The organism is Pantoea vagans (assembly GCF_001506165.1).
GTDB classification, from domain to species: domain Bacteria; phylum Pseudomonadota; class Gammaproteobacteria; order Enterobacterales; family Enterobacteriaceae; genus Pantoea; species Pantoea vagans_C.
In genome coordinates, this window is sequence record NZ_CP011427.1 from 454,347 (window position 1) to 480,806 (window position 26,460).

General features: G+C 55.9%; 21 protein-coding genes. 20 read left to right on the plus strand and 1 reads right to left on the minus strand.

The window, feature by feature from the left end:
- Positions 1–32: 32 nt before the first annotated feature.
- The 11 genes from LK04_RS02175 to LK04_RS02225 all read left to right on the plus strand — a co-directional run bounded on the left by LK04_RS02175 (position 33) and on the right by LK04_RS02225 (position 15,544).
- Positions 33–1,472: a circularly permuted type 2 ATP-grasp protein gene (locus LK04_RS02175; protein ID WP_039328870.1), complete on the plus strand. Its 1,440-nt coding sequence runs from the start codon at positions 33–35 to the stop codon at positions 1,470–1,472.
- Positions 1,466–2,395, plus strand: a complete 930-nt coding sequence (locus LK04_RS02180) for an alpha-E domain-containing protein (protein ID WP_039328868.1) — start codon at positions 1,466–1,468, stop codon at positions 2,393–2,395. The genes LK04_RS02175 and LK04_RS02180 overlap by 7 nt, the downstream gene beginning before the upstream one ends.
- On the plus strand, positions 2,392–3,192 hold the full coding sequence (locus tag LK04_RS02185) for a transglutaminase family protein (RefSeq protein WP_039328867.1): 801 nt from the start codon (positions 2,392–2,394) through the stop codon (positions 3,190–3,192). The genes LK04_RS02180 and LK04_RS02185 overlap by 4 nt, the downstream gene beginning before the upstream one ends.
- Before the next feature lie 19 nt (positions 3,193–3,211).
- Positions 3,212–3,916, plus strand: coding sequence for a proteasome-type protease (locus tag LK04_RS02190; RefSeq protein WP_039328866.1), 705 nt, complete (start codon positions 3,212–3,214; stop codon positions 3,914–3,916).
- A 224-nt stretch (positions 3,917–4,140) separates the two neighbouring features.
- Positions 4,141–5,859: a lysophospholipid acyltransferase family protein gene (locus LK04_RS02195; RefSeq protein ID WP_039328865.1), complete on the plus strand. Its 1,719-nt coding sequence runs from the start codon at positions 4,141–4,143 to the stop codon at positions 5,857–5,859.
- A gap of 454 nt (positions 5,860–6,313) precedes the next feature.
- Complete coding sequence (locus tag LK04_RS02200) at positions 6,314–7,378, plus strand: ABC transporter ATP-binding protein (protein WP_059109764.1); 1,065 nt, start codon at positions 6,314–6,316, stop codon at positions 7,376–7,378.
- Positions 7,379–7,403: 25 nt separating this feature from the next.
- Positions 7,404–8,393, plus strand: a complete 990-nt coding sequence (locus LK04_RS02205; protein ID WP_058968720.1) for an ABC transporter substrate-binding protein — start codon at positions 7,404–7,406, stop codon at positions 8,391–8,393.
- A 2-nt stretch (positions 8,394–8,395) separates the two neighbouring features.
- Positions 8,396–10,138, plus strand: coding sequence for an ABC transporter permease (locus tag LK04_RS02210; protein ID WP_059109765.1), 1,743 nt, complete (start codon positions 8,396–8,398; stop codon positions 10,136–10,138).
- Positions 10,126–11,244, plus strand: coding sequence for an MBL fold metallo-hydrolase (locus LK04_RS02215; RefSeq protein WP_081998158.1), 1,119 nt, complete (start codon positions 10,126–10,128; stop codon positions 11,242–11,244). Before LK04_RS02210 ends, LK04_RS02215 begins: the two co-directional genes overlap by 13 nt.
- Before the next feature lie 166 nt (positions 11,245–11,410).
- Positions 11,411–14,254, plus strand: a complete 2,844-nt coding sequence (locus tag LK04_RS02220) for a bifunctional diguanylate cyclase/phosphodiesterase (protein ID WP_059109766.1) — start codon at positions 11,411–11,413, stop codon at positions 14,252–14,254.
- A 138-nt stretch (positions 14,255–14,392) separates the two neighbouring features.
- Positions 14,393–15,544, plus strand: a complete 1,152-nt coding sequence (locus LK04_RS02225; RefSeq protein ID WP_059109757.1) for a DDE-type integrase/transposase/recombinase — start codon at positions 14,393–14,395, stop codon at positions 15,542–15,544.
- Positions 15,545–15,703: 159 nt separating this feature from the next.
- On the opposite strand, the gene ftnA is transcribed toward LK04_RS02225, so the two are convergent.
- Positions 15,704–16,213 (minus strand): non-heme ferritin, encoded by a 510-nt coding sequence (gene ftnA, locus LK04_RS02230; protein WP_038644750.1) that lies wholly within the window; start codon positions 16,211–16,213, stop codon positions 15,704–15,706.
- 238 nt (positions 16,214–16,451) lie between these two features.
- On the opposite strand from ftnA, the gene LK04_RS02235 reads away from it, so the two are divergent.
- From LK04_RS02235 to deoB, 9 genes are all read left to right on the plus strand, one after another.
- Entirely contained in the window at positions 16,452–17,555 is a 1,104-nt protein-coding gene (locus tag LK04_RS02235; RefSeq protein WP_039327025.1) for a M20 peptidase aminoacylase family protein, read from the plus strand.
- 302 nt (positions 17,556–17,857) lie between these two features.
- Positions 17,858–19,447 carry a peptide chain release factor 3 gene (prfC, locus tag LK04_RS02240; protein WP_039327028.1) on the plus strand — a complete coding sequence of 530 codons (1,590 nt, stop codon included), beginning with the start codon at positions 17,858–17,860 and terminating at the stop codon, positions 19,445–19,447.
- Between the two features lie 319 nt (positions 19,448–19,766).
- Positions 19,767–20,354: a molecular chaperone OsmY gene (osmY, locus tag LK04_RS02245; RefSeq protein WP_039327031.1), complete on the plus strand. Its 588-nt coding sequence runs from the start codon at positions 19,767–19,769 to the stop codon at positions 20,352–20,354.
- A 96-nt stretch (positions 20,355–20,450) separates the two neighbouring features.
- Positions 20,451–20,612 (plus strand): DUF1328 domain-containing protein, encoded by a 162-nt coding sequence (locus tag LK04_RS19960; protein ID WP_013510475.1) that lies wholly within the window; start codon positions 20,451–20,453, stop codon positions 20,610–20,612.
- 183 nt (positions 20,613–20,795) lie between these two features.
- Positions 20,796–21,839, plus strand: coding sequence for a patatin-like phospholipase family protein (locus LK04_RS02250; protein ID WP_039327032.1), 1,044 nt, complete (start codon positions 20,796–20,798; stop codon positions 21,837–21,839).
- On the plus strand, positions 21,836–22,612 hold the full coding sequence (locus LK04_RS02255) for a TatD family hydrolase (RefSeq protein ID WP_039327035.1): 777 nt from the start codon (positions 21,836–21,838) through the stop codon (positions 22,610–22,612). The genes LK04_RS02250 and LK04_RS02255 overlap by 4 nt, the downstream gene beginning before the upstream one ends.
- 290 nt (positions 22,613–22,902) lie before the next feature.
- Entirely contained in the window at positions 22,903–23,682 is a 780-nt protein-coding gene (gene deoC, locus LK04_RS02260; protein ID WP_039327038.1) for a deoxyribose-phosphate aldolase, read from the plus strand.
- 108 nt (positions 23,683–23,790) lie between these two features.
- Positions 23,791–25,113, plus strand: coding sequence for a thymidine phosphorylase (gene deoA / locus LK04_RS02265; RefSeq protein WP_039327041.1), 1,323 nt, complete (start codon positions 23,791–23,793; stop codon positions 25,111–25,113).
- A 91-nt stretch (positions 25,114–25,204) separates the two neighbouring features.
- On the plus strand, positions 25,205–26,428 hold the full coding sequence (gene deoB / locus LK04_RS02270) for a phosphopentomutase (RefSeq protein WP_039327043.1): 1,224 nt from the start codon (positions 25,205–25,207) through the stop codon (positions 26,426–26,428).
- Positions 26,429–26,460: the final 32 nt, after the last annotated feature.

A 26,460-nucleotide genomic window follows, 5' to 3' on the forward strand; every position in this document is an offset into this window, starting at 1 on the left:
AGATACGTCCTCTGACAAGCGCCGGGTAAATCATGAAAGAAAGCTACCAGATAGCGTCACACTTCTATGATGAGATGTTGCTGAGCGACGGCCAACACCGCGCGCACTATCAGCATTACTGGGAATGGTTACAACAGGCGGACAAAGAGGCAGTGGCGCGTAAGCGCGAAGAGGCGGAATTATTGTTTCATCGCGTGGGCATCACCTTCAACGTCTATGGTGATGATGGCGGAGCGGAGCGTTTAATCCCGTTCGACAGTGTGCCGCGCATCATTCCTGCTCGCGAATGGTCGATGCTCGATCGCGGCATCCGCCAGCGTGTGCAGGCACTCAATGCCTTTCTGCACGACATCTATCATCAACAACACATCCTTAAAGCCGGTATCGTGCCTTCCGAGCAGGTGCTGGTGAACGATCAATACCAACCCTGCATGCAAGGCGTTGATCTGCACCGCAATATCTATGCGCATATCACCGGCGTCGATATGGTTCGTAATAATGACGGTGATTATTACGTGCTGGAAGACAACCTGCGCACGCCGTCTGGCGTCTCCTATATGCTGGAGAACCGCAAGATGATGATGCGCCTCTATCCGGAGCTGTTTATCGAACAGCACGTGGCCCCGGTGGAGCGTTATCCTTCACACCTGCTACAAACGCTGCGCGAAAGCTCCCCAGTCAACGACCCCGTGGTGGTGGTGCTGACGCCAGGCCGCTTTAACAGCGCTTACTTTGAACACAGTTTCCTCGCCCAGCAAATGGGGGTGGAGCTGGTGGAAAGCGCCGATCTGTTTGTGAAAGATGGTGCAGTGATGATGCGCACCACCGCAGGACCCTGCAAAGTCGATGTGATCTATCGCCGCGTGGATGATGCCTTCCTCGATCCTTTGGCGTTTAGGCCGGATTCAATGCTGGGCGTGCCGGGCTTATTGTCGGTGTATCGATCCGGCAACGTGGTGCTGGCCAATGCCATCGGCACCGGCGTAGCGGACGATAAATCGATCTACCCTTACGTGCCAGACATGATCCGCTTCTATCTGGATGAGGATCCGATCCTCAACAACGTGCCGACCTGGCAGTGCCGCAAACCGCAGGATCTCTCCTACGTGCTGGCGAATCTCAACAAAATGGTGGTGAAAGAGGTTCACGGCGCAGGGGGTTACGGCATGCTGATTGGCCCGGTTGCCAGCCAGCAAGAACTCAGCGATTTCCGCGATCGCTTAAAAGCGCGACCGGCTAACTATATCGCGCAGGACACGCTCTCCCTCTCGACTTGCCCGACCTTTATCGACAACGGCCTTGCGCCACGCCACATCGATTTACGCCCCTTTGCCTTGAGTGGCGCGGATATCCGCATCGTGCCTGGCGGCTTAACCCGCGTGGCGTTGACGGAAGGTTCGCTGGTGGTGAACTCATCGCAGGGCGGTGGCACCAAGGACACCTGGGTTCTGGAGGATGACGCATCATGCTAAGCCGCACGGCCAGTGGCCTTTACTGGATGGCGCGCTATCTGGAGCGCGCAGAACAACTCGCCCGGGTGTTGGATGTGACCAACCGCCTGTCGCTGATGCCGGTACGTAACAGCCACGGTGATGAACTGCTGTTGCCACTGAATCTCACCGGCACACGACAGTTGTTTGAAACCCTCAACGGGCGCTTCACCATGCCGCAGTTGTTTAACTTCTTTGCCCTAGATGACCGTAATCCCAGCAGCATTTTCAGTTGCTGGCAGGAGGCGTGGAACAATGCGCACGCGGTGCGCGGCAGCTTGTCATCGGAAGTGTGGGAGAGCATCAACTCCACGTGGATTGAGATGCGAAACACGCGGCGACGCGGCATCACCAGTGCCAATGCCGACAGCTTTTTTGACTGGGTGAAAGAGCGCTCCCATCTGTTTCGCGGCGCGATGTTTGGCACCCTGTTGCGTGGGGATGCCATGAGTTTTATTCGCATCGGCACCTTAATGGAACGCAGTGACGGCACCGCGCGTTTACTCAGCGTCAATCAGCAGTTGCTGGAGCAGAATCCCGATTCGGTGCGTGAATATTATTGTCTCGACTCGTTATTGCGCGCCGTATCGGCCCGTGAAGCCTACAACGCGATCTTCAAGCAGCAACTGATGCCGGATCTGGTCAATGAGATGCTGATCCTGCGCAGCGAAAGTCCGCGATCGCTGCACTCCTGCATTGAAGAGATCGCCACGCAGCTGGAGCAGATCGGCAGCAGCGGTGAGGATCGCCCGCGTTATCTGGCCACGGTGCTGCTAGCGGAGATGCGCTTTAGCACCTGGGAGAGCCTGACGCGTGAAGGGTTGTACAGCTGGCTTAATCACTTTCTTTCGCAGATCAACGCGTTGGCGGAAAGCATCAATCAAACCTATCTGGAGGCGAAATGAGACTGAATATCGAGCATAAAACCTGGTATGCCTATGAGCAGCAGGTGAAACTCAGCACCCAGTATCTGCGCCTGACGCCGCAAAATTCAGTGCACCAGCAGATTCTGTCCTGGGATCTGGATCTGCCCTGCGAAGCCACGCGGACTCTGGATGCATATGGCAATGTGATGCATGTGTTAACCCTGGATACGCCGCATCAGCAGTTGGAGATTGCGGCGCGCGGGGTGGTGGATATTCTGGATGCCGGTGAACTGTCGCCGGATCCCGAATGCACCTTGTCGCCGTTGGTGTTTTTGCGCGCCACGCCGCTGACACTGCCAGATGCGGCTATTCGTGATTTCGCGCTGCGCTACTGGCATGCGGAAAAGCCCCTCGCCAGCCTGGAAAAACTGATGGGCGAACTGTTGTTGAAAATGCCTTATCGGCCAGGTAGCACTCAGGTGAGCGATGCCGCAGCGAAAGTATTTGCCGCCGGCAGCGGCGTTTGCCAGGATCACAGCCACGTGTTTCTGGCGTGCTGCCGTAGCCTCGGGATTCCTGCACGCTATGTCAGTGGTTATCTCTATACTGATAATGTTGAACACGTTGCCACCCACGCTTGGGTAGAAGCCTGGATGGATGGCAATTGGCACAGCTTTGATATCACCAATAATACTCGCAGTACGCGCCAACATTTGCGTCTGGCGGTGGGTGTGGATTATCTCGATGCTTGTCCAGTGCGTGGTATGCGACTGGGCGGCGGCGGTGAAGATATGCTGGCGGTAGCCGCGGTGCAGCAGGTGCATCCGCAGCAGTAATTTTTTTGTAGGCGTGACTATGACTTATTGTGTGGCAATGCGTTTATCGTCAGGGATGATTTTTGTGTCGGATTCACGCACCAATGCGGGCGTCGACCATATTTCCTCGTTCCGTAAATTGCACGTGTTTCAGGTTGATGATGAACGCACTCTGGTGCTGCAAAGTGCCGGAAATCTGGCGACCACGCAAAGCGTCATGAGCCTGCTGCGGCGCAACAGCCATGACAGCGATCAGCCCAATTTGTTGAATGGGCGATCGCTGTATGACATTGCGCTGCTGGTGGGTGAAACCCTACGTGAAGTGATTAAACGTGATGGCGAAGAGTTTGGCGGCACGCTGCTGTTAGGCGGCCAGATTCGCGGTGAAGAGCCGCGCCTGTTTCAGATCTATCCGCAAGGCAACTTCATTGAAGCCAGCGTGGATACACCCTATTTCCAGATTGGTGAGAGCAAATACGGCAAGCCAATTATTGACCGGGTGCTGCGCTATGAAACGCCATTGAGCCAGGCGATGCAATGTGCGCTGATTTCAATGGATTCAACGCTGGCGAGTAATATTTCAGTCGGGCTGCCACTGGATGTGATGATTTATCACACCGATACCTTCAGTGATAACGAGCAGTATCATATCACTGAACAGCATCCCTATTTTTCGCAGATTCGTCAGCTGTGGAGCAAAGGTTTGCTGAGTGTTTTCTCGCAGTTACCGCCGTTGAAGCTGTAATACCCACCTGTGTGACTAGCGCTTTCGGTCGCCATAAATGGCGACCCTACAACGACAAGGCACGATTTTCGTAGGGTGCGCATTGATGCGCACCTGCAATCTGCCATGAATGACGCTGCTTATCCGTTCTACGCTTTTTCCGGTCCACCCCGTCACCAGTCATAAATCTGAAAACAAGCCTGTTTACCTTCGGTGCGATAACCTCTGCGCATAAAAGGTGAATGATGTTCTCTGTTGATCAACTTCTCGATACTTACTGGCCAGGCCATCACCCCGCGAACTGGCAAAAACGCCTGCTGAAATGGGCGGTTCGCGAACATGAATTCCAATCCTTTGCTGACCGTTATCGCCACCTGAAAGGGGTGGATATGGTTGAGCAAGTGCTGGAGCACCTGGATGTGCGCTGTGAATTAAGTGAACGCGATCTGGAGCAGATCCCGACTCAAGGCCCGGTGGTGATTGTAGCTAACCATCCGCTGGGTGCGTTGGACGGTCTGGCGCTGTTGGCGGCGGTCTCTCAGGTGCGTCGCGACGTGAAAATTGTTGCGAACCGCATGTTGATGATGCTGGAACCGATCAACAACCTGATGTTACCCGTGGATAACATGGGTAACCGCACCAGCCGTGAACAGCTGTCACGCATGCAGCAGCATCTCGACAATCAAGGTGCGCTGATTATCTTCCCAGCGGGTGAAGTCTCACGCCTTGGCACTCAGGGCGTACGCGACAGCAAATGGCACCACAGCTTCCTACGTCTGGCGGCGCGTGCTCGCGCCCCGATTGTGCCGGTGCACGTGGTGGGTCGTAACAGCCTCGCATTTTACGCGGCGGCAAAAATTGCCTCGCCGCTGGCGCTGCTGATGCTGGTGCGCGAGATGTTTCGTCAGCGCGGTTCCCGCATCAAGCTGCACATCGGTGAGCAAATTCCCTTCGCCAACTGGCACGACGGCCACACGCCGGGTAAAGAGCTGGCAAAACGGCTGCGCAAACATCTCTATCGCATTGGTCAGGGGCGGCGCGGTTTGTTCCTGACAGAAGCGGCGATCGCGCGTCCGGAAGATCGTGCCGAACTGAAAAAAGCGCTAATGGAGAGTGAGCGACTTGGCTCGCTGCCGGATGGCAAGCAGATCTATCTGTGGCGACGTAACGGGGCCACCTGGGTGCCGCTGTTACGCGAACTGGGACGCCTGCGCGAGATTGCTTTTCGCGCGGTAGGTGAGGGCAGCGGCCGCCGCCGTGACCTCGATAAATACGATGATGATTACTATCACCTGATTTTATGGGATGACGATGCGCTGGAGATCGTCGGGGCGTACCGCTTCATTCCGGGGGCCGAGCAGTTAAATCGTCGTGGCCTGGAAGGCATTTACAGCGACAGCCTGTTCCACTACGACGAGCGCATGCTGCCGATCATCAATCAAGGGCTGGAACTCGGGCGCAGCTTTATTCAGCCCGCCTACTGGGGTAAACGTGGTCTGGATTATCTGTGGATGGGGATTGGTGCCTACATCGCTAAATACCCGGAAACCCGCTACCTGTTCGGCCCGGTATCGATTTCCGGTGGCATGCCACTGGCCGCGCGCGATCTGTTAGTGGCGTTCTACCGCATGTACTTCCCGACCGAGTTGCCGCTGGCGAAGTCACGCCGACCGTATCCGGCTTCGTTGCCAGAGGTGCTGGCGCAGTTCACCGGGGATAATTACACGGAAGATTTACGTCGCCTCAAGCATCTGCTGGCAAACCTGGGCACCGCGATTCCAACGCTCTATAAGCAGTACTCAGAGGTGTGCGAACCGGGAGGAGTGCAGTTTATTGATTTCGGCAGCGATCCCGATTTCAACAACTGTATTGACGGGTTGGTGTTGGTGGATCTGACACGCGTTAAGCCATCCCGTTATGAGCGTTATATCGGCATGCATTTGCAACCGCAGGATATGGCATAAAATTGTAGCGGCGCGATTTATCGCGCGTATTTTAGGCTTTTTAACGCTGAAAGATGCGCAATGAATTGCGTAATGCTCGTCAGTTAAGCGACTGACGATAACGCCGTCTGGGGCCGCACCGGGGCTGGCGGTCCTCGCGCCGCTGTCGCGGTGCCTTCACTTCACTCGCCTGCCTTACGGACCGGTGCCGATGGAACATCCATGTTCCAGCGCCACCTTTCGCCCGCGTCCTGCGGGCTCTCCTGGCATACTCACTCAGCTCAGCGCTGCGGATGCCAGCCCCGGTGCGGCCCCAGCCAGCTCATTAGCTTCAGTGCGGGTTGTCAAAAAGGGCACATTGGCGGCAGAGCCCGCACAGAAAAGAAAGGCCACTGGTGTAAGTACAGCCATGTCATGTAATCGTCATCGTCGTGTCGTAGGGTCTTAGCCGGACTGTCAGATAAAGGCCAGAAACATGGCAACGATCACACTTCGCGGGTTGTGCAAATCTTTCGCCGCCCAACCGGTACTGCAAGATATCTCTCTGCAGATTGCGCAGGGCGAGTTTATCGCCGTGCTCGGCCCGTCCGGCTGCGGCAAAACCACCTTATTACGCTTACTCGCCGGGTTTGAAACCGCCGATGCCGGTGAAATCCACGTTGGCGAACGCTGCTTTGCGGCACCGGGTGTGCATCTGCCGCCGGAAGATCGTCAACTCGGCGTGGTATTCCAGAGTTATGCGCTGTGGCCTCATATGACGGTGGCAGAAAACGTCTGCTACAGCCTCAAAGTCAACGGTGTGGCGCGTCAAGAACGCGACAGCCGCACCCAGCAAGCGCTGGAACTGGTGGGCTTGGAGAAATTTGCCGCCCGGCGTCCGGCGGATCTCTCTGGCGGTCAGCGTCAGCGTGTGGCACTCGCCCGCTGCCTGGTGGCCCAGCCCACGCTGGTGCTGCTCGACGAACCGCTTGCCAACCTCGATGTGCATCTGCGTGCCACCATGGAAGAGGAGTTCCGCCGCTTCCATCGTCACAGCCACGCTACCTTGATTTACATCACCCACGATCAGCACGAAGCGATGGCGCTGGCCGATCGCATTGTGGTGATGGATGGCGGCCGCGTCATGCAATTCGCCACACCCCAAACCCTGTGGCGCGAACCGGCGAACGCCATGGTCGCGGGATTTATCGATGACGGCAAAGTGCTGCCGGTCAGTGACATTGAACCCTGCGCTGACGGCCACGCCTTTGCCACGCTGTGCGGCCTGCGCGTGACGTTGCGCTGCGCACCCGATCAGCGTCCGATGCCCCACGGCCACGCCAGTTTTCACGCGGTGGATTTCCGCCTGGCACAGCCGGACGAGCCACAATTCGCGGTGCATGTTCAGCGGGTTATCTATCGCGGCGGGCACTATCAGATCGATGTCGCCCCTGTGGCGGCACCCGACACCAGCATCACGCTACTGTCCGATACCCCTTTACCCGTTATCGACGCGACGCTGGGTGTCGCGCTGCGTGACGGTTGGATTCTTCCTTCATAACGTTCAGATACTTAGGGAAATTGCTATGCGCACGTCGTTTAACGCTTTGATGTTAGCCAGTGGATTACTGCTTGCCGCCGCCAGCCAGGCGGAAGATGCACCCTCCGGGAAGCTGGTGCTTTACACCTCGCAGGCGCCAGAAATCGCGCAGCAAACCGTGGATGCGTTTAAAGCCGCCTATCCGAACGTGCAAGTGGAGTGGACGCGCAACGGCACTACACAGCTGATGAACGTGTTGCAGACCGAGATGATGAGCGGCGGGGCCAAGCCCGATGTGTTGCTGATTGCCGATGCCATCAACCTTGGCGCGCTGAAAAACCAGAATCAGCTTTACAGCTACACGGATGCCCCGCTGAGCCACATCAACCCTTCGTTTTACGATAAAGATAAAACCTTCTTCGGCACCAAAATCATCGCCACGGTGATTGCGTACAACACCCAACACGCACAGCCGATCGACAGCTGGAACGCGCTGGCGGTGGAAGCCAACAAAGGCCAGATCGCCGTGCCAAGCCCACTTTACTCTGGCGCGGCGCTCTACAAACTGCACACCGACATCAATACGCCAACCATTGGCTGGAACTTCTATAAGAAGCTTGCAGCAATCGGCGTGGCACCGCAGGGCGGTAACGGCCCGGCGCTGAAAGCGGTGGCCAGCGGGCTGGATAAATACGGCATCATCACCGATGCCGACGTGATTCTGGCGAAGAAAAAAGGTTCGCCGGTGGATCTGGTGTATCCGAAAGAGGGCGTTTCTTACGTCACCGAGCCGGTTGCCATCATGAAATCGGTACATAACCTGCCAGCCGCCAAAGCCTTTGTGAATTTTATGCTGTCCGAGCAAGGCCAGAAGCTGGTGGTCGAGCAGGGTAACCGTCCGGTTGACGATCGCGTTTCTGCGCCGGCAGGCTTCACGCCGATCAACAAAATCAAGCTGCTGACGCCTGATGTGGCGAAAGCCATCAAGGAAGATGCCACGGTGCGCGATCAGTTCACCGCGCTGTTTGGCGGCTAAGCATGAGCGTGGTGAGCAACGAATGGCGTAACGCGACGCGAGGCGTTCAACGCCTCCGTTTCAACAGTGAAAAGCTGGTCTTGGCGCTGATGGTGCTGCTGATTGGCCTGCTGTCGGTTGCGCCCTTAGTGCGACTGGTATGGACGGCGATTGCGCCGCAGGGCGTGCCGGATATGGCACGTCTGATGCGCCTGATCGCCAGCGACCGCGTATTGATCGCCAGCGGCAATACTTTGCTCATCGCGCTGAGCTCGACCCTGATTTCCGTGCTGCTGGGTACTGCCGCCGCCTGGCTGGTGGCGCTCAGCGATTTACGCGCGAAAACGGCCTGGGTCTTCGCCTTTATCCTGCCGCTGATGATTCCACCGCAGGTCACGGCACTCGCCTGGCTCCAGGCGTTGGCCCCGTCGAGCCCGTTAGCGCTGCTGTTTGGCTCGCTGGGTTTGCCGTGGTTTGCGCCGGGCGAGCAGCCGCTCTATTCGCTGAGTGGCATTGTCCTGCTGCTGGGCACCCACAATGCGCCACTGGTGTTTCTTACGGTACGCGCGGGTTTACGCCGCCTGCCCGCAGACCTGGTGGAAGCGGCGCAGGTTAGCGGGGCATCCCGCACTCGCGTGCTGTTCACCATTATTCTGCCGCTGGCACGACCGGCGATCTTTGCCGGGGCGGCACTGACCTTTGTTGCCGCCGCCGGTAACTTTGGTATTCAGGCGATGCTCGGTATCCCTGCGCGGGTGCCGACACTCATCACGCTGGTGTATCAGCAGCTCAACGGTATTGGCCCCAGCGCTCTTCCGAACACAGCCGTTTATGCGCTGCTGATCGCGGTGATTACGCTGGCGGGCATGGCGGCCAGCGCCTGGCTGGGCGGACGCCACGATGTGCGCGTCAACGGCGCACCGCGCCTGTGGCAGCAGTCATTGGGGCGTGGACGCATGGCGATTGAAGGGGCGGCCTGGTTGTGGATGGCGCTGACGCTGCTGCTGCCCATCAGTGCGCTGTTGATTACCGCGCTGACCAGCGGATTTGGTCAGGCGCTGACATGGCAAACCCTGACGCTGGAGAACTTCCGTAGCGCGCTGTGGGGCTATCCCGCGGTGCGACACGCGTTTATCACCAGTCTGGGATTAACCTCGCTGGCCGCGATCATTTTGACCGCCACTGCGCTCTTCCTTGCCTATTTCCTTAGCTGGCGGCGGACCAAACTGGTACGTGGCCTGTGGCTGGCCAGTGAACTGACCTACGCATTGCCGGGCATTGTTACCGGCGTCGCCGCAATGCTGTTCTTTCTGCGTCCGCTGCCGATTATCAATGTGTCGCTGTATGGCACGGTGTGGATCATCCTCGCGGCCTATCTCGCCAACTTCCTCGCGCTGGTGCTGCGCCCAACGCTGGCAGGATTCGCCCAGCTCGAACCGGCATTAGATGAAGCGGCACGGCTGTGCGGTGCCGGATTTATGCGTCGTATGCGCGATATTTTGCTGCCGTTAGCGGCGCCTTCTGCGCTGGCGGGCACGGTGCTGGTGTTCCTCACCGCACTCAATGAAATTCAGGTCTCGGTATTGCTGGTCACTTCGCAAACCCAGACCATCGGACCCACCATCGTGTTTCTGGACGAAGGGGGCTCCGCCTCGCTGGCGGCCGCGGTAGGCTGCCTGATGATTCTGGTCGTCTGTTTGCTGATGGGACTGGCAACGCGGCTGGCGCGGCGATTGCCGCAAGGGGTATTGCCATGGCAAGCGTAACGGTGATCAGCGGTGTGGGTGGCAAGCTGCCTGCGGCATTTTTGCTGGAGATTGATGGCTATCGATTACTCATGGATCTTGGCGCCGGGCCACAGCCCGGCGTGCGCCCGGATATTCCAGCCATTGGTCGTGTAGACGCACTGTGCCTGACGCATTCACACATTGATCATGCTGCTTCGCTCGATTGCTGGGGGCAAATTGGTTCCCCGCCCGTCTATGCCACCGAACAGACTTGGCTGCAGTTAGGCGACGTCGCGGTGCCGATGTATGCGCGCCGTCTGCTGCCGTTACGCGGTCAGAGCGCGATTGGCCCGCTTAACCTGTTTACTGGCCGCAGTGGCCATTCACCCGGTTCGGTGTGGTTTCATCTACCGGTTGCGGGCGGTATCACCTACATGGGGGACTGGAGCCGTGAAGCGTTGCTGCTGCCTTTTGACTGCCCGCCCCAGGCAAAATTACTGATCACCGATGCGTCCTACGGTGACCGTAATCAGCGCCTCAGTGAGCAGATGGACGCGCTGGCGATAGCCGCCTGCAACGGTGCGGTGGTGGCGGTGCCGGAACACGGACGCGGGCCGGAGATGGCATTACAGCTGGTGGCGCGTGGTCTGGCTGTGCAACTCTGTCCGCAAATCCGCAGCGAAGTTACCCAATTGCTGGCGATGGATAAGTTACCGGCTGCGACGGTGTTAGGTTTGGTGCGTCTGTTGCAACAGCCACAGCCGGAGCAGTGGTTGCCCACCAGCGTGATCGTTGCGGCGGATGCGGTGGCCGATCACGGCTTAGCGGCCCAGCTCAGTCAACGAGATGGCTTCCGTCTGATCTTCAGTAGCCACGTAGCAGCGGGCACGCGCGCAGCGGAACTACTGGCTACCCAGCAGGCTCGCTGGCTGCCGTGGAACGTGCATCCCCCGCTGGATGACCAACAGTGGCTGATCGACAAAACCGGCGCACAGCGGGTGGTCCCGGCATTTGTCGCGGCGGCGGAATGCCCACAATTGGCCGCCAGCGCACCGCTATGCTGGCAGGCGCTCATTCCTCTGCAATGTCATCTTGAGAGTCCCCGCTTTCCCCGTGAGCACCGTCAACGCAGCATAATAAGTTGAGTATCCCTCTGAATAATTTTTCGCCACTGCCGATAACCTGACTACCAACTTTTGTCTGATGATGATTAGCGCTTGTAAGCCAAGCGCTTTTGCGTTTAAGTCAGCACATTGATTAAGAAATATCTTAAGCAGCAATGTACACCAGGCCAGCAATAGGCGAACAACAATGAATAATAACTCTGACGTCATGTACCGGCTTCTGGTGCAGAGCGTGGTGGATTATGCCATTTACATGCTCAAACCCGACGGCACTGTAGCAAACTGGAATGCTGGGGCGCAGCGTGCCAAAGGCTATACGCCGGACGAAATCGTCGGCAAAAACTTTGCGCTGTTTTACAGCGAAGAAGATCGTAAAAACGGTGCACCGCAGCGTGGGCTTTCCGTCGCGACAGCGGTGGGGCGCTTCGAGACGGAAGGTTGGCGCTATCGCAAAGATGGCAGCGCTTTCTGGGCACATGTGGTGATCGATGCGATTCGTGACGACTACGGCGAGCTGCTTGGCTTTGCCAAAATCACTCGCGACTGTACCGCACAGCAGGAGCTACAGCGTAAGCAGCGTGAGCAGGAGCAGCGTTTCCGTTTATTAGTTGAAGGCGTAACGGACTACGCCATCTACATGCTTGATCTCGACGGTAATGTCGAAAACTGGAATGCCGGCGCGCAGCGTGCCAAAGGCTATGTGGCTGAAGAGATCGTCGGCCAGCACTTCTCGCGCTTCTACAGCGCGCAGGACCGCAAAAATCATATCCCAGAAAAAAACCTCAGCACCGCTTTCAAAACCGGACGTTTTGAAGACGAAGGCTGGCGTTATCGCAAAGATGGCAGTGCGTTTTGGGCGCATGTCATTATTGATGCCATTCGTGATGATTCAGGCAAGCTGATTGGCTATGCCAAAATCACCCGCGACTGCACCGAACAGCGTGAGCTTCAGCGTAAACAGCGTGAGTATGAGAAAACCTTCCGTCTGCTGGTGGAAGGCGTCACTGACTACGCCATCTACATGCTGGATTTGCAAGGCCGCGTAGTGAACTGGAACGCCGGTGCACAGCGTGCCAAAGGCTATGTCTCCGATGAAATTGTGGGTCAGCATTTCTCCGTGTTCTACGGTTCGCAGGAGCGCTTGGCCAATACGCCGGAAGCTAATCTCGGTATCGCACTGAAAACCGGTCGCTTCGAGGATGAGGGCTGGCGCTATCGTAAAGACGGCTCCGCGTTTTGGGCTCATGTGGTGATCGACGCGATTCACGACGAAGAGGGCAAGATGATTGGCTTTGCCAAAATCACCCGAGACGTCACAGAACGCCGTGAGAACGAACAGCAACTGCTGCGGGCGCGGGATTTGGCGCAGGCGCAGAGTGCCAAAATGTCTGAGCTTTCTACCTTCCTCGACACTGTCATCGCCAATATCCCGTCGTGCGTGATTGTCGAAGATGCCATCAGTCGCGAAATCCTGATGGTCAACGACAAAGCTGAGCAGCTGTTTGGCATCAGCAAACATCTGATCATGCACAAACGCCCGCATGAGTGTATGTCAGCGGAGCAGAGCGATTACTTCAACAGTCTGGCGGATATCGCGCTGCGCAGTGAAGGTATCCACTCGCGTGAGCAACTGCTGCTGACGGCGGGCGGGGAGCGCATTCTGCATACCCGCGCCACCACCATCAGCGGCAATGATATGCGACAGAATTACGTAATGCTGATTGTGGAAGACGTCACAGATCAGCGTGAAGCGGATGCGCGCATTCATCACATGGCGCATCACGATACGCTTACCAGCTTGCCAAACCGTGTACTGTTCCGGCAGAAATTGAGCGAAGCGTTGCGCGTGGATAATCAGCACCATTCGCTGAGTGCCACGCTGTGCCTTGATCTCGATAACTTCAAGAACGTCAACGATGCGCTGGGTCACCAGATTGGTGATGACCTGCTGCGGGTGGTGGCGAAGCGTCTGCGCAGTGCGCTGCGCGATCAGGACACGCTGGCCCGTATTGGCGGCGATGAGTTTGCCATCGTGCTGCCGAATATCAACAACGCCCAGGAAGCGGCGGTGGTGGCACAGCGCCTGATTGAAGCGATCCGTCCACCGGTCAACGTGGAAGGGCACAACCTGTCGGTTGGCTTGAGCGTCGGCATTGCCCTGACCTCGCAAACCACTAACACGCCGGAGCACATGCTACGCTGCGCGGATATGGCGCTGTACGAAGCCAAACGTAATGGTCGTAACCGCTTTGAGCACTTCACGCTGGAGATGGATGACCTGGCGCGTAGTCGTCGTGTGATTGAAAACGATCTGCGTGATGCGATTACCGGTCGTCAGCTCAAGCTTTACTATCAGCCGATCACCAATGAAGAAGGCATTATCGGTTATGAAGCGCTGATGCGTTGGCATCATCCGATCAAAGGATTGATCATGCCGAATGACTTTATTCCGATTGCCGAAGAGACCGGGCTGATTCATATGCTCGGCGCGTATGCGCTGTATGAAGCCTGCCGCGAGGCGCAGAGTTGGGGCACAGACCAGTCGGTGTCCGTCAACCTGTCGCCGCTGCAGTTCAAGAACAGCTCTCTGGTGTCGGTGGTGGAAGGCGCGCTGCGAGAGTCCGGTCTGGCACCGCATCGTCTGGAAGTTGAGATCACCGAATCGGTGTTACTCGACGATACGCTGGGTAATATCCGCACCTTGCAAAGCCTGAAAGCGATTGGCGTGCAGATCGCGTTGGATGACTTCGGCACCGGTTACTCATCGCTGAGCTATCTGCGTTCGTTCCCGTTCGACAAGATCAAAATCGACAAGTCGTTTATCAATGATATGGGTGACAGCCGTGAAGCCATGGCGATCATCCGTGCCATTACCGGCATGAGTCGTAGCCTGGACATTCAGATTACGGCAGAAGGCGTAGAGAGCAGCGAGCAGTTCGCGAAGCTGCGTGAAGAGGGTTGTACCTTGTTCCAGGGATACTATTTTGGTCGCCCACAGCCGTCCGAATTGCGTTTGAAAGAGTTGGAGTAATTAAGGTCGCCATTAATGGCGACCTTACAATGGCATATCGTAGGGTGCGCATTAAGGTGCAAACCGGGCACATGGGTAACACTTTAGACCGGGCACATGGGTAACAGTTATAAATTGGCATAGCAGAGGAGACTCACTATGCCCTGGACTGAGACTGTTACCATGCAACGCCTTCACTTCATCCTCGCCTGCCAGGCAGGCGATAAATCCATGACCGAGCTTTGCCACCTTCACGGCATTAGTCGAAAAACCGGTTATAAATGGCTTAAGCGTTTTAATGCTGAAGAGCTCTCCTCTGTTGAAAATCGCTCCCGTGCCCGTCTCACGCAGCCAGAAAAAATCCCTCCGGATATCGCCGAACAACTCGTCCTCTTTCGCCAGCAGCATCCCGACTGGGGGCCTAAAAAAATTCGCCACTGGTTCCTCAATAACAACGCTGACTTCATTGTTCCCGCGGCCAGCACGATAGGGGACCTTTTGAAAGAAGAAGGGCTGGTGTCTCCACGGATAAGGCGCAAGCGTACGCCGGGAAATCTGAACGAACTCACCGATGCGAACAGAAACAATCACGTCTGGAGCGCTGACTTTAAGGGCCGCTTTCGCCTGAAAGACGGCAGCTGGTGCCGCCCGTTCACCCTCACCGACAACCACAGCCGCTACCTCCTGTGCTGTGAGCCCGGCACGTCAGAGACTACGACATTCGTGCGTGGCTGTATGGAAGCCGCCTTCCGCGAAGGTGGACTCCCCGACATTATCCGCACCGATAACGGCTCTCCCTTCGTCGCGCCGGGCATCCTGGCGCTGACACAGTGGAGCGTGTGGCTGATGAAGTTGGGTATTAAAACAGAAAGAACCACGCCGGGATGTCCGGGGCAAAATGCCCGTCACGAGCGCATGCATCTCTCGATGAAAACCGCGATGAGCCACCATGATGTATTTGGCTCGCTGTCGGAACAACGGGTGTGGTGTAACGGATGGCGTAATGAGTTCAATCAGGAAAAGCCGCATGAGGCTCATGGACAGGTACCGCCCGCAAAAATATGGGTGCCCTCACCGCGAAGTTGGGATGGAAAAGTGCCTGAGGTGAACTATCCGGAGGGGGCAAAGCTATATAAAGTCGGAGAAAAAGGTGACCTGAGCCTGAACGGGCGCACGTTCCTGAGTTCGGCATTACGGGGTGAGTATGTGAGGTTCCTGGAAGTGGATGACGGAGTTGACGTCATCCTCTTCGACAGGGTGATACTGGCGTATTATGACCGGGCAGAAAGAAGTATTATTCGAATCGACTGAGCACAAAAGTGTTACCTATGTGCCCGGTCTGATCTGTTACCCATGTGCCCGGTTGTACCAAAATGCGCACCTGGCCGATAACCTCAAACAATTCATTAATGCATAAAAAAACGCCCGGCAATGCCGGGCGTTGTGCTGTTTGCTGTGTGTAATCTTTGCTTATGACTGGCCGTGGCCTTCCACGTTCATGCGGCCCAGGTCTTTATCGACCAGGAACAGGCCTTCGCCTTTATTGCCGACCAGTGCCAGTTTATCCAGTACGGTTTTGAACAGCTTCTCTTCTTCGTGCTGCTCAGCCACATACCACTGCAGGAAGTTGAAGGTTGAGTAGTCTTGAGACATCAACGCGGTGTGCACCAGATCGTTGATGCGCTGGGTGATCAGCTGCTCATGCTTCAGCGCTTCTTCCAGCACGTCATTCAGTGAGTTCCAGCTAACGGCAGGCGCGGCAATGCTGCCCAGCACCGGCAGTGAACCGGCATCGCTGACGTAATCGAACAGGCGCTGCATGTGTTCCATCTCTTCACGAGAGTGCATCTTCAGGAAAGAAGCAGCACCTTCAAAGCCTTTGTCGCTGCACCATGCGCTCATCTGCAGATACAGGTTGGCTGAGAAGAATTCCAGGTTCAGTTGGTCGTTCAGGCGAGAGGTCATTTCAGCAGTTAACATGGCTGAGTCCTTTTTAATTTGTCAGGTGAAGTACGGTGAATTATGCATCAATCTATACTTTTTTGTGAAGGCTTTTTCGCAAAAAAGTTGAATTTATCTTATTGATTGTAAATGGAATTATTCCGTTTGTTGAATGCGAAGAGTTCTCAGTTTTGACTCATTTTCATTCACGCTGGATTGATTATAGCTGCGCATCGGCGGATGCTGGAGCGAGCCTTTACTTGTCAGGAGCTTAGCGGTGTCGAACGTATTAGATCATTACCATTACCTGCATGAAATCCCGGAACTGGGATTTGAAGAATTCAAAACTTCCGCCTATATCGCCGAACAGCTGGAGCAAGCCGGGATCAAGGTGACGCGCGGCATTAACAACACCACCGGCATCGTGGCGGAAATTGATAGCGGCGTGCCGGGTCCGGTGCTGGCGTTGCGCGCGGACATGGACGCGCTGGGTCATATCATTAACGGTGTCGCGTGTGCACGTCATACCTGTGGCCATGATGGGCACTCTTCGGTGGTGCTGACCGCAGCGCAGGAACTGCTGAAAGAGGGCGCAATCAAAAAGGGCAAACTTAAGCTGCTGTTCCAGCCCGCTGAAGAGTTGGGTGCCGGTGCGCTGGCGATGATTGAAGGCGGCGCGATGGATGACGTGGAGATGATTCTCGGCTTCCACGTCCGCCCACTGGAAGAGTGCCATGTTGGTCAGGCGACACCCGCCGTGATCTACTCAGCCTGTAGCACGCTGGAAGCTACTATCAAAGGCGTTCCCGCCCATGCGGCACGTCCCCATTTAGGGGTGAATGCGTTAGACGCTGCCGTACAAGCGGTGCAGGCCGTCAACAGCATTCATCTCGCTCCGGGTTTGACCTGGAGTGTCAAGGCAACGCGTTTCCTGTGCGATGCTGGCGTCACCAACTCGGTGCCGGATGAAGCGCGCGTGGTGTGGGACCTGCGTTCACAGGAGAACGCGCCAATGGATGTGCTCAAGGATAAAGTCACCAAGGCGATTCAACACAGCGTGGCCGCGCTGGGTGCCACTGCTGAAGTGGTGGTGTTGAAAGAGATGCCAGCGGCTGAGATCCATGAAGACGCTACGGCGGTAATTCGTGCGGCGATTGTCGATGTGCTGGGTGAGGAAGGATTGCTGGATACCAAAACCACCCCAGGCAGCGAAGATTTCTTCTACTACCCGGTGAAGCGCCCGCAGGTGAAAGCCGGCTTCTGGGGCCTGGGAACCAATCTGGTGCCGGGCCTGCATCATCCTGATATGCGCTTTGAGCTGAGTTCGCTGGAGATCGGGGTGAAGATCTTTAAAGCGGCAGTGGTGCGTGTTTTAGGCTGATAAGCTGACTACGCGCAATGAATTGCGCCGCTACGTATCAGCAACATGCTGTAGCGGCGCGATTCATCGCGCTTTATTAATCTTTCTGCACGAATCCCACGATTTCCCCGCCTGCCGAATTATTGTATGCTATGCCGCCTCAATGCTGACTGGATAACCGGACTGCCGCCCATGTAGATCGCGCACATCTTGCTGTGAACTGACGCCTTTGCGTCACTATTGGGTCCGTTATCCTCCGGACAGCCCGGAACAATTTATTCGCAGCGCGCCCCCGCGTGTTGCCCTTGAAGAAGAATTCACTCATGTCTATTGCTCCCTTTTTAGAAGAAGTGGCGCGCCGTCGTACGTTTGCGATCATCTCGCACCCGGATGCTGGTAAAACCACAATTACCGAAAAAGTGCTGCTGTTCGGGCAGGCGATCCAAACCGCCGGTACCGTAAAAGGCCGCGGCTCCAGCCAACATGCGAAATCCGACTGGATGGAGATGGAGAAACAACGTGGTATCTCCATCACCACCTCCGTGATGCAGTTCCCGTATCGCGATAGCCTCGTTAACCTGCTGGATACCCCAGGACACGAAGACTTCTCGGAAGATACCTACCGCACCCTGACGGCGGTGGACTGCTGTTTGATGGTGATCGACGCTGCAAAAGGTGTTGAAGATCGTACCCGTAAGCTGATGGAAGTGACCCGTCTGCGCGATACGCCAATCATCACCTTTATGAACAAACTTGACCGTGATATCCGCGATCCGATGGAGTTGCTGGATGAGGTGGAAAGCGAGCTGAAAATTGCCTGCGCGCCTATCACCTGGCCAATTGGTTGCGGCAAGCTGTTCAAGGGGGTGTATCACCTCTACAAAGATGAAACTTACCTGTATCAGACCGGTAAAGGCCACACCATTCAGGATGTGCGCATTGTTAAAGGTCTGGCGAACCCCGATCTGGATGCGGCAGTCGGTGAAGATCTGGCGCAGCAGCTGCGTGATGAGCTGGAACTGGTGCAGGGCGCTTCACACGAATTCGATCAGGATCTGTTCCTGAGCGGCGAAATTACCCCGGTGTTCTTCGGTACCGCATTGGGTAACTTTGGCGTTGACCACATGCTCGATGGCTTAGTGGCCTGGGCACCTACGCCGATGCCGCGTCAGTCAGATTCGCGTCTGGTTGAAGCGAAGGAAGAGAAGTTCAGCGGATTCGTGTTCAAGATTCAGGCCAACATGGACCCGAAACACCGTGACCGCGTGGCCTTCATGCGCGTGGTGTCGGGCAAGTACGAGAAAGGCATGAAACTGCGCCAGGTGCGTACCGGCAAAGACGTGGTGATTTCCGATGCGCTGACCTTTATGGCGGGTGACCGTTCGCACGTCGAAGAAGCCTATCCGGGTGACATCATCGGTTTGCATAACCATGGCACCATCCAGATCGGTGACACCTTTACTCAGGGTGAAAACATGAAGTTCACCGGTATTCCGAACTTCGCCCCAGAGCTGTTCCGTCGTATCCGTTTGCGCGATCCACTGAAGCAGAAACAGCTGCTGAAAGGGCTGGTTCAGCTGTCGGAAGAGGGCGCAGTGCAGGTGTTCCGTCCAGTGCACAACAACGACCTGATTGTTGGTGCAGTAGGTGTGCTGCAGTTTGAAGTGGTGGTGGCGCGCCTGAAAAGCGAATACAACGTTGAAGCGATTTATGAAGCCATCAACGTCTCGACTGCACGTTGGGTCGAGTGCAAAGACGCGAAGAAATTCGATGATTTCCAGCGTAAAAATGAAGTGAATCTGGCGCTGGATGGCGGTGACAACCTCACCTACATCGCCCCGACCATGGTTAACCTCAATATCACCCAGGAACGCTATCCTGACGTGACCTTCCGCAAGACGCGCGAACACTGATGCTGCGCGGCCCTTAGGGCTGTAGGGTGCGCCCTTACTGACGCCCGCCGACTCATTAAGATGCATCTCTGCTTCAGGGCCAGTGGTTATCACTGGCCCTGTTTTTATCCTACAGACTGTTCCTATTTACGCTGCGTTTATCGCTTTTTGGCGAGATATCAACCACAAAAGCCAGCAAAACCTGTAATCCCTACTATGATTATCCTGTCGGACGAGAAAAGAGACCTCTGGTTTCATTACGTCCATTCACGCAGCGACGCCGTTTGTTGCTGGCGCATTCGCAGTTGCGAGTGAGTTAACTGATAGAAGGATGATATCGATGAATAAGACTAAGATTGCTAAAACCCTGATTGCTGCGCTGGCCAGTTCTGTCTTGCTGAGCGGTGCTGCGTTTGCTGCAGATACCAGCAGCACGGGTTCCAAAATCGATAGTTCTATGAAAAAAGTCGATGGTTTTATGGATGACAGCGGCATCACTGCCAAAGCCAAAGCGGCGCTGGTGGATGATGAAGCGATTAAAAGCACGGATATCTCAGTAAAAACGCATCAGGGCGTGGTCACGCTGAGCGGTTTTGTCGCCTCGCAGGATCAGGCAGAAAAAGCCGTGGCGCTGGTGCAAAAAGTTGAGGGTGTGAAATCCGTCAGTGACAAACTACACGTTAAAGACAGCAAAGAAACCACGCTGAAGGGTTACGCGGGTGATACCGCCACCACCAGCGAAATCAAAGCTAAGCTTTTAGCAGATGACATTGTGCCATCGCGCAACGTGAAAGTGGAAACTAACGATGGCGTGGTGCAGTTATCAGGGAATGTGGCAACCCAGGCACAGTCTGATCGTGCTGAGAAAATTGCCAAAGCCATTGAAGGCGTGAAAAGCGTGAAGAATGACCTGAAAGTGAAATCTTAACGCGAGCAGAACGGCATCAGCTTGACGCCGTTCTTTAATAAAAACAGTGATGTATGAATAAGCAGTTCGATTTTCACTATGGTAAAGGAGAGGCTTATGTTTCGTTGGGGTATTATCTTTCTGGTCATCGCTCTGATTGCTGCAGCATTAGGTTTCGGCGGTCTGGCGGGTACGGCAGCATGGGCAGCTAAAATTGTCTTCATCGTCGGTATTATTCTGTTCCTCATCAGCCTGTTTACTGGGCGTAAACGACCCTGACCGATTGCGTTAACACAACGCTAACCCGCGAGTCACTAAAGCGGAGAACCGTCATTTGCGGCATACTAACCCGCCGCGCCGATTGCTGATGCAGATGCAATGGGTCAGGGAACGACAATGACTGGTTCTCCGGGATGCTGCCTCAAGCGGCTCCCTCAGAGCAGGAATACTGAGGGACATCCATTGGGAATACGCATCCCGGTGTCACTGGACACCTTTGAGCCTTTGGCGCTCACCCCATTCAAATCCAACAAAATCGCCCTGGTCTGCGAAGGCGGCGGTCAACGCGGCATCTTCACCGCAGGCGTGCTGGACGAGTTTCAGCGTGCGGGATTTAACCCCTTCCAATTGATGTTAGGCACCTCGGCAGGCGCCCAAAACCTGTCAGCGTTTGTCTGCGCGCAGCCTGGCTATGCTCGCCGCGTGATTACCCGTTACACCACCAGCAAACTGTTTTTTGATCCGCTGCGCTTTGTACGCGGTGGTCATCTGATCGATCTCGACTGGCTGGTGGACATCACCAAACAAGAGTTTCCACTGGCGCTGGACACGGCTCAAGGTCTGTTTGCCAAGGGCAGCGAGTTTTACATGTGTGCCTGTCGTGGCGACGATTACTCGGCTGAGTATTTCAATCCGACTCACACCACATGGCACGACATTATTAAAGCCTCCAGCGCAATCCCTGGATTTTACCGCAGCGGCGTGGAGATGAACGGCATCAGTTATCTGGATGGGGGCATCAGTGATGCGATCCCGGTGCGCGAAGCGGCCCGGCGTGGCGCGGACACCATTGTGGTGATCCGCACGGTGCCTTCACAGATGTCCTATACGCCGAAATGGTTTAAACGCATGGAGCGCTGGCTGGGCGACAGTGCGCTGCAGCCGATGATTAACATCCTGCATCACCACGAAGAGAGCTACCGTGAGATTCAGCAATTCATCGATCAGCCACCGGGCGATCTGCGTATTATCGAGATCTATCCGCCTAAACCGCTGGCCAGTATGGCGCTGGGCAGCCGTCTCGCCTCGCTCAATCAGGATTATCATCTGGGCCGCCGCAGTGGTCGCTATTTCCTCGCTACCCTCGGCCAGTGGTTGAGCGATGCCGAACCGATCCTGCGCGTGACGCCTCCGGCCGCAGTGGCGAATGCCCCCGATAATCGTGCCGTGCATACGCCATTGCTGGCGGATAACGATGCAGACTTTGATGCAGGGTCGCTGGCATGAGATTTATCGATACCCACTGCCATTTTGATTTTCCCCCTTTTGTCAATGACGCAGCGGGCAGCATCGATCGGGCGGCGCAGTCGGCGGTGGAACGGATTATTGTGCCAAGCGTCGATGCCAGTCGATTCGCTTTGGTCACTCAACTGGCGCAGCAACATGACGCGCTGTATGCCGCGTTGGGCTTACATCCGATCAATATCGCCGTGCATACCGATGCGCATCTGGATGAGCTGGATCGCTGGCTGCAAACGCCCGATCCTAAACGGGTGGCGATCGGCGAGATCGGTCTCGATCTCTATATGGATGATGCGCAGTTCAGCAAACAAACGCATCTGCTGGATGCGCAGTTAAAATTAGCGAAGCAGTATGACTTGCCGGTGATCCTGCACTCACGGCGTACGCACGATCAGTTAGCGTTGCATTTGCGCCGTCACAACTTAGCGCGCTGCGGTGTGGTTCACGGCTTTGCCGGGAGCCAGCAGCAGGCCGAGCGTTTTATTCAGCTCGGCTATGCCATTGGCGTTGGCGGCACCATCACATACGAGCGGGCCAGTAAAACCCGCAATACTATCGCCAGTTTACCGCTGTCATCGCTGTTGCTGGAGACCGATGCGCCAGATATGCCGCTGCAAGGTTTTCAGGGCCAGCCTAATCGTCCTGAAAGGGCGCGTAACGTATTTGATGTGCTGTGCGAGCTGCGCAGCGAGCCGCCTGAAATCATCGCTGAAGCCCTGTGGCAAAACAGCCTGCGCGTGTTTGCACTCCCCGACTGACACCCTCCCGACAGATTCTGGAAATGCCACTTTTGTGGTCCGAATTGGCTACAGTATTAAAGCCGCTATACACTTTTTCACCAAAAATTGTGATAATATTAACAACCAGTATTTCGCCAGAAATCGGTTGTGCCAGCGGCGATTTGTGATGAATGTCACGATATGACTGTATTTACATGACAGGTTTTCTTTTTTCGTGTGACTCATGGCGCAATTAATTCGTGCGAGGATTGTTATAATTATCACATTCCCCGGTGACACCGTCTGCCGGTTACCTTTTGGAGAGCACCATGACCGATCTCAACGCTGCTGCACAACGTGCACTGCAACTGATGGACTTAACCACGCTGAATGAAGACGATACGGATGAGAAGGTGATCGCACTGTGTCGTCAGGCGAAATCGCCAGCCGGTAACACCGCGGCTATCTGCATCTATCCACGCTTTATTCCGGCGGCGCGTAAAGCACTGCGTGAGCAGGGCACCCCAGAGATTCAGATTGCGACTGTAACCAACTTCCCGCACGGCAACGATGACATTGACATCGCGCTGGCAGAAACCCGCGCGGCTATCGCTTACGGTGCCGACGAAGTGGATGTGGTTTTCCCGTATCGCGCGCTGATTGCCGGTAATCGCGAAATCGGCTTTGAACTGGTGAAAGCCTGTAAAGAAGCCTGCGCCGCCGCTAACGTGCTGCTGAAAGTGATTATCGAAACCGGTGAGTTGAAAGAGGAAGCGCTGATCCGTGCCGCTTCTGAAATTGCCATTGATGCGGGTGCTGATTTCATCAAAACCTCCACCGGTAAAGTGCCGGTCAACGCCACACCAGAAGTGGCGGCGATCATGATGCAAGTAATCCGTGATAAAGGCGTCAAGCAGCAGGTCGGTTTCAAACCGGCGGGTGGCGTACGTACCGCCGAAGATGCGGCCATCTATCTGGAACTGGCAGACGATATCCTCGGCGAAGGCTGGGCGGATGCGCGTCATTTCCGCTTTGGCGCGTCAAGCCTGTTGGCAAGCCTGCTAAACACGCTGGGCCACGCAACGGCGACCAGTAAGACGGGTTATTGATTTCACGCCAATGGTCGCCATAAATGGCGACCCTACAGGTGTCTGGCGTATTTATGCGCACCTGGCCGATGTTCTGCCATTTTCACAGCAATCTCCGGGGAGGCAACCTTGTTCCTGCCACAAGAAATTATTCGAAAAAAACGCGATGGCCTGCCACTGACTGAGGCGGAAATCCGCTTCTTTATTAATGGCGTGCGCGATAACAGCGTATCAGAGGGTCAGATCGCTGCGCTGGCGATGACCATCTATTTCCACGATATGAATCTGGAAGAGCGTGTGGCGTTGACCATGGCAATGCGTGACTCCGGCACCGTGCTCAACTGGCAATCGCTGAATCTCAACGGTCCGATTGTCGATAAACACTCAACCGGCGGCGTGGGTGACGTGACATCGCTGATGCTCGGCCCCATGGTTGCCGCCTGCGGCGGTTATGTGCCGATGATCTCCGGGCGTGGCCTCGGGCATACCGGCGGCACGCTGGATAAGCTGGAAGCGATCCCCAGTTTTGACATCTTCCCGAGCGACGACCGTTTCCGCCAGATCATCAAAGAGGTCGGCATCGCGATTATTGGCCAGACCAACTCACTGGCACCGGCCGATAAACGTTTCTACGCCACGCGTGATATCACCGCCACCGTTGACTCAATCCCGCTGATCACCGCCTCGATCCTTGCCAAAAAACTGGCTGAAGGCCTCGATGCGCTGGTGATGGATGTCAAAGTCGGTTCCGGTGCCTTTATGCCGAGCTTTGAAGCCTCTGAAAATCTGGCGCAGGCGATTGTTGGCGTGGCGAACGGCGCAGGCTGCAAAACCACCGCGCTACTCACCGACATGAATCAGGTGCTGGCTTCAACCGCAGGCAATGCGCTGGAAGTGCGTGAAGCGGTGCAGTTCCTCACTGGCGAAGCGCGCAATCCACGTCTGCTGGAAGTCACCATGGCGCTGTGCTCTGAAATGCTGATCTCCGGCAAACTGGCGGAAAATGACGCTGAAGCGCGGCAAAAACTGCAGCAGGTGCTGGATAACGGCAAAGCGGCAGACGTGTTCGCTCGCATGGTGGCTGCACAAAACGGCCCGGTTGACTTTATCGAACGCATGGACCACTACCTTCCTGCGCCTACGCTCAGCAAAGCGGTGTACGCCGACCGCGCGGGTATTGTCAGTGCGATGGATACACGAGCGCTGGGCATGGCGGTGGTGGCGCTCGGCGGTGGTCGCCAGCGCGCCAGCGACAGTATTGATTACAGCGTGGGCTTAAGTGAGATGACCGCGCTCGGCACGCAGATTGATGCGCAGCGCCCGCTGGCGGTGATTCATGCCGCCTCGGAAGCGCAATGGCAGCAGGCTGCTGAAGCCGTCAAAGCGGCTATCACCTTAAGCGATACTGCGCCTGCGGCAACACCGGTGGTTTATCGCCGCGTCAGCGAGTAACGCTTCTTCGTGCCAGGGAGCGGCCGTTCGGGTATACTGATCTGATCGCTTTTTTTTGACTTGTCATCGCGCCGTTGCGCAGGAGACTTGCATGAAACGTGCTTTTATTATGGTTCTCGACTCCTTTGGGATCGGCTCCAGCAAAGACGCCGATAAATTCGGTGATGAAGGATCGGATACGCTCGGCCATATCGCCGAAGCGTGCTTCGAAGGCCGCGCCAATACTGGTCGCGAAGGCCCGCTGCATCTGCCTAACCTGACCGCACTCGGTCTGGGGAAAGCGGCTGAACTCTCTACCGGTCGCTTCCCGCCGGGTCTGGACGCCAATGCGGAAATCATTGGTGCCTATGCCTACGCCAGCGAGCTGTCGTCGGGCAAAGACACGCCGTCAGGCCACTGGGAAATCGCCGGTGTGCCGGTGCTGTTTGACTGGGGCTACTTCAGCGACAAAGAGAACAGCTTCCCACAGGAACTTCTCGATGTGTTGGTGAAACGCGCCGATCTGCCGGGTTATCTCGGTAACTGCCACTCATCCGGTACAGTGCTCCTCGACCAGTTGGGCGAGGAGCACATGAAATCCGGCAAGCCGATTTTCTACACCTCGGCTGACTCGGTATTCCAGATTGCCTGCCACGAAGAGACCTTTGGTCTCGATCGTCTGTATAAGCTGTGTGAAATCGCCCGTGAAGAGCTGACCAACGGCGGCTACAACATCGGCCGTGTGATTGCGCGTCCGTTTGTCGGTGACAAAGCGGGCAACTTCGAACGTACCGGTAATCGCCACGATTTAGCGGTGGAACCGCCTGCGCCAACTATGCTGAAAAAGCTGGTGGACGAGAAGGGCGGCGAAGTGATCTCCGTTGGCAAGATTGCGGATATCTACGCCGAGCAAGGCATCACCCAGAAGGTGAAAGCCACCGGTCTGGATGCGCTGTTCAACGCCACCATTGAGCAGATGAAGAAAGCGCCAGACAATTCCATTGTGTTCACCAACTTCGTTGATTTTGACTCAACCTGGGGTCATCGTCGCGATATCGCGGGTTATGCTGGTGGGCTGGAGTTCTTCGACCGTCGTTTGCCTGAGCTGATGGCGCTGGTGAAAGAGGGGGATATTTTGATCCTCACTGCCGACCACGGTTGTGACCCAAGCTGGCAAGGCACTGAGCACACGCGCGAGCACATTCCGATTCTGATTTACGGTCCGAACGTGAAGCCGGGATCGCTGGGTTACCGCGATACTTTCGCTGATATCGGTCAGACCATTGCGACCTATTTTGGCCTGTCCAGCATGGACTACGGTAAAAGCCTGCTGTAAAACAGCCCACCAATTTTAAAAAGGAAAATAAC

What these genes read in the sequence shown, in the direction of transcription:
- LK04_RS02175 (WP_039328870.1), top strand. Translation starts at nt 33, where the DNA reads ATGAAAGAAAGCTACCAGATAGCGTCACACTTCTATGATGAGATGTTG.
- LK04_RS02180 (WP_039328868.1), top strand. Translation starts at nt 1,466, where the DNA reads ATGCTAAGCCGCACGGCCAGTGGCCTTTACTGGATGGCGCGCTATCTG.
- LK04_RS02185 (WP_039328867.1), top strand. Translation starts at nt 2,392, where the DNA reads ATGAGACTGAATATCGAGCATAAAACCTGGTATGCCTATGAGCAGCAG.
- LK04_RS02190 (WP_039328866.1), top strand. Translation starts at nt 3,212, where the DNA reads ATGACTTATTGTGTGGCAATGCGTTTATCGTCAGGGATGATTTTTGTG.
- LK04_RS02195 (WP_039328865.1), top strand. Translation starts at nt 4,141, where the DNA reads ATGTTCTCTGTTGATCAACTTCTCGATACTTACTGGCCAGGCCATCAC.
- LK04_RS02200 (WP_059109764.1), top strand. Translation starts at nt 6,314, where the DNA reads ATGGCAACGATCACACTTCGCGGGTTGTGCAAATCTTTCGCCGCCCAA.
- LK04_RS02205 (WP_058968720.1), top strand. Translation starts at nt 7,404, where the DNA reads ATGCGCACGTCGTTTAACGCTTTGATGTTAGCCAGTGGATTACTGCTT.
- LK04_RS02210 (WP_059109765.1), top strand. Translation starts at nt 8,396, where the DNA reads ATGAGCGTGGTGAGCAACGAATGGCGTAACGCGACGCGAGGCGTTCAA.
- LK04_RS02215 (WP_081998158.1), top strand. Translation starts at nt 10,126, where the DNA reads ATGGCAAGCGTAACGGTGATCAGCGGTGTGGGTGGCAAGCTGCCTGCG.
- LK04_RS02220 (WP_059109766.1), top strand. Translation starts at nt 11,411, where the DNA reads ATGAATAATAACTCTGACGTCATGTACCGGCTTCTGGTGCAGAGCGTG.
- LK04_RS02225 (WP_059109757.1), top strand. Translation starts at nt 14,393, where the DNA reads ATGCCCTGGACTGAGACTGTTACCATGCAACGCCTTCACTTCATCCTC.
- ftnA (WP_038644750.1), bottom strand. Translation starts at nt 16,213, where the DNA reads ATGTTAACTGCTGAAATGACCTCTCGCCTGAACGACCAACTGAACCTG.
- prfC (WP_039327028.1), top strand. Translation starts at nt 17,858, where the DNA reads ATGTCTATTGCTCCCTTTTTAGAAGAAGTGGCGCGCCGTCGTACGTTT.
- osmY (WP_039327031.1), top strand. Translation starts at nt 19,767, where the DNA reads ATGAATAAGACTAAGATTGCTAAAACCCTGATTGCTGCGCTGGCCAGT.
- LK04_RS19960 (WP_013510475.1), top strand. Translation starts at nt 20,451, where the DNA reads ATGTTTCGTTGGGGTATTATCTTTCTGGTCATCGCTCTGATTGCTGCA.
- LK04_RS02255 (WP_039327035.1), top strand. Translation starts at nt 21,836, where the DNA reads ATGAGATTTATCGATACCCACTGCCATTTTGATTTTCCCCCTTTTGTC.
- deoC (WP_039327038.1), top strand. Translation starts at nt 22,903, where the DNA reads ATGACCGATCTCAACGCTGCTGCACAACGTGCACTGCAACTGATGGAC.
- deoB (WP_039327043.1), top strand. Translation starts at nt 25,205, where the DNA reads ATGAAACGTGCTTTTATTATGGTTCTCGACTCCTTTGGGATCGGCTCC.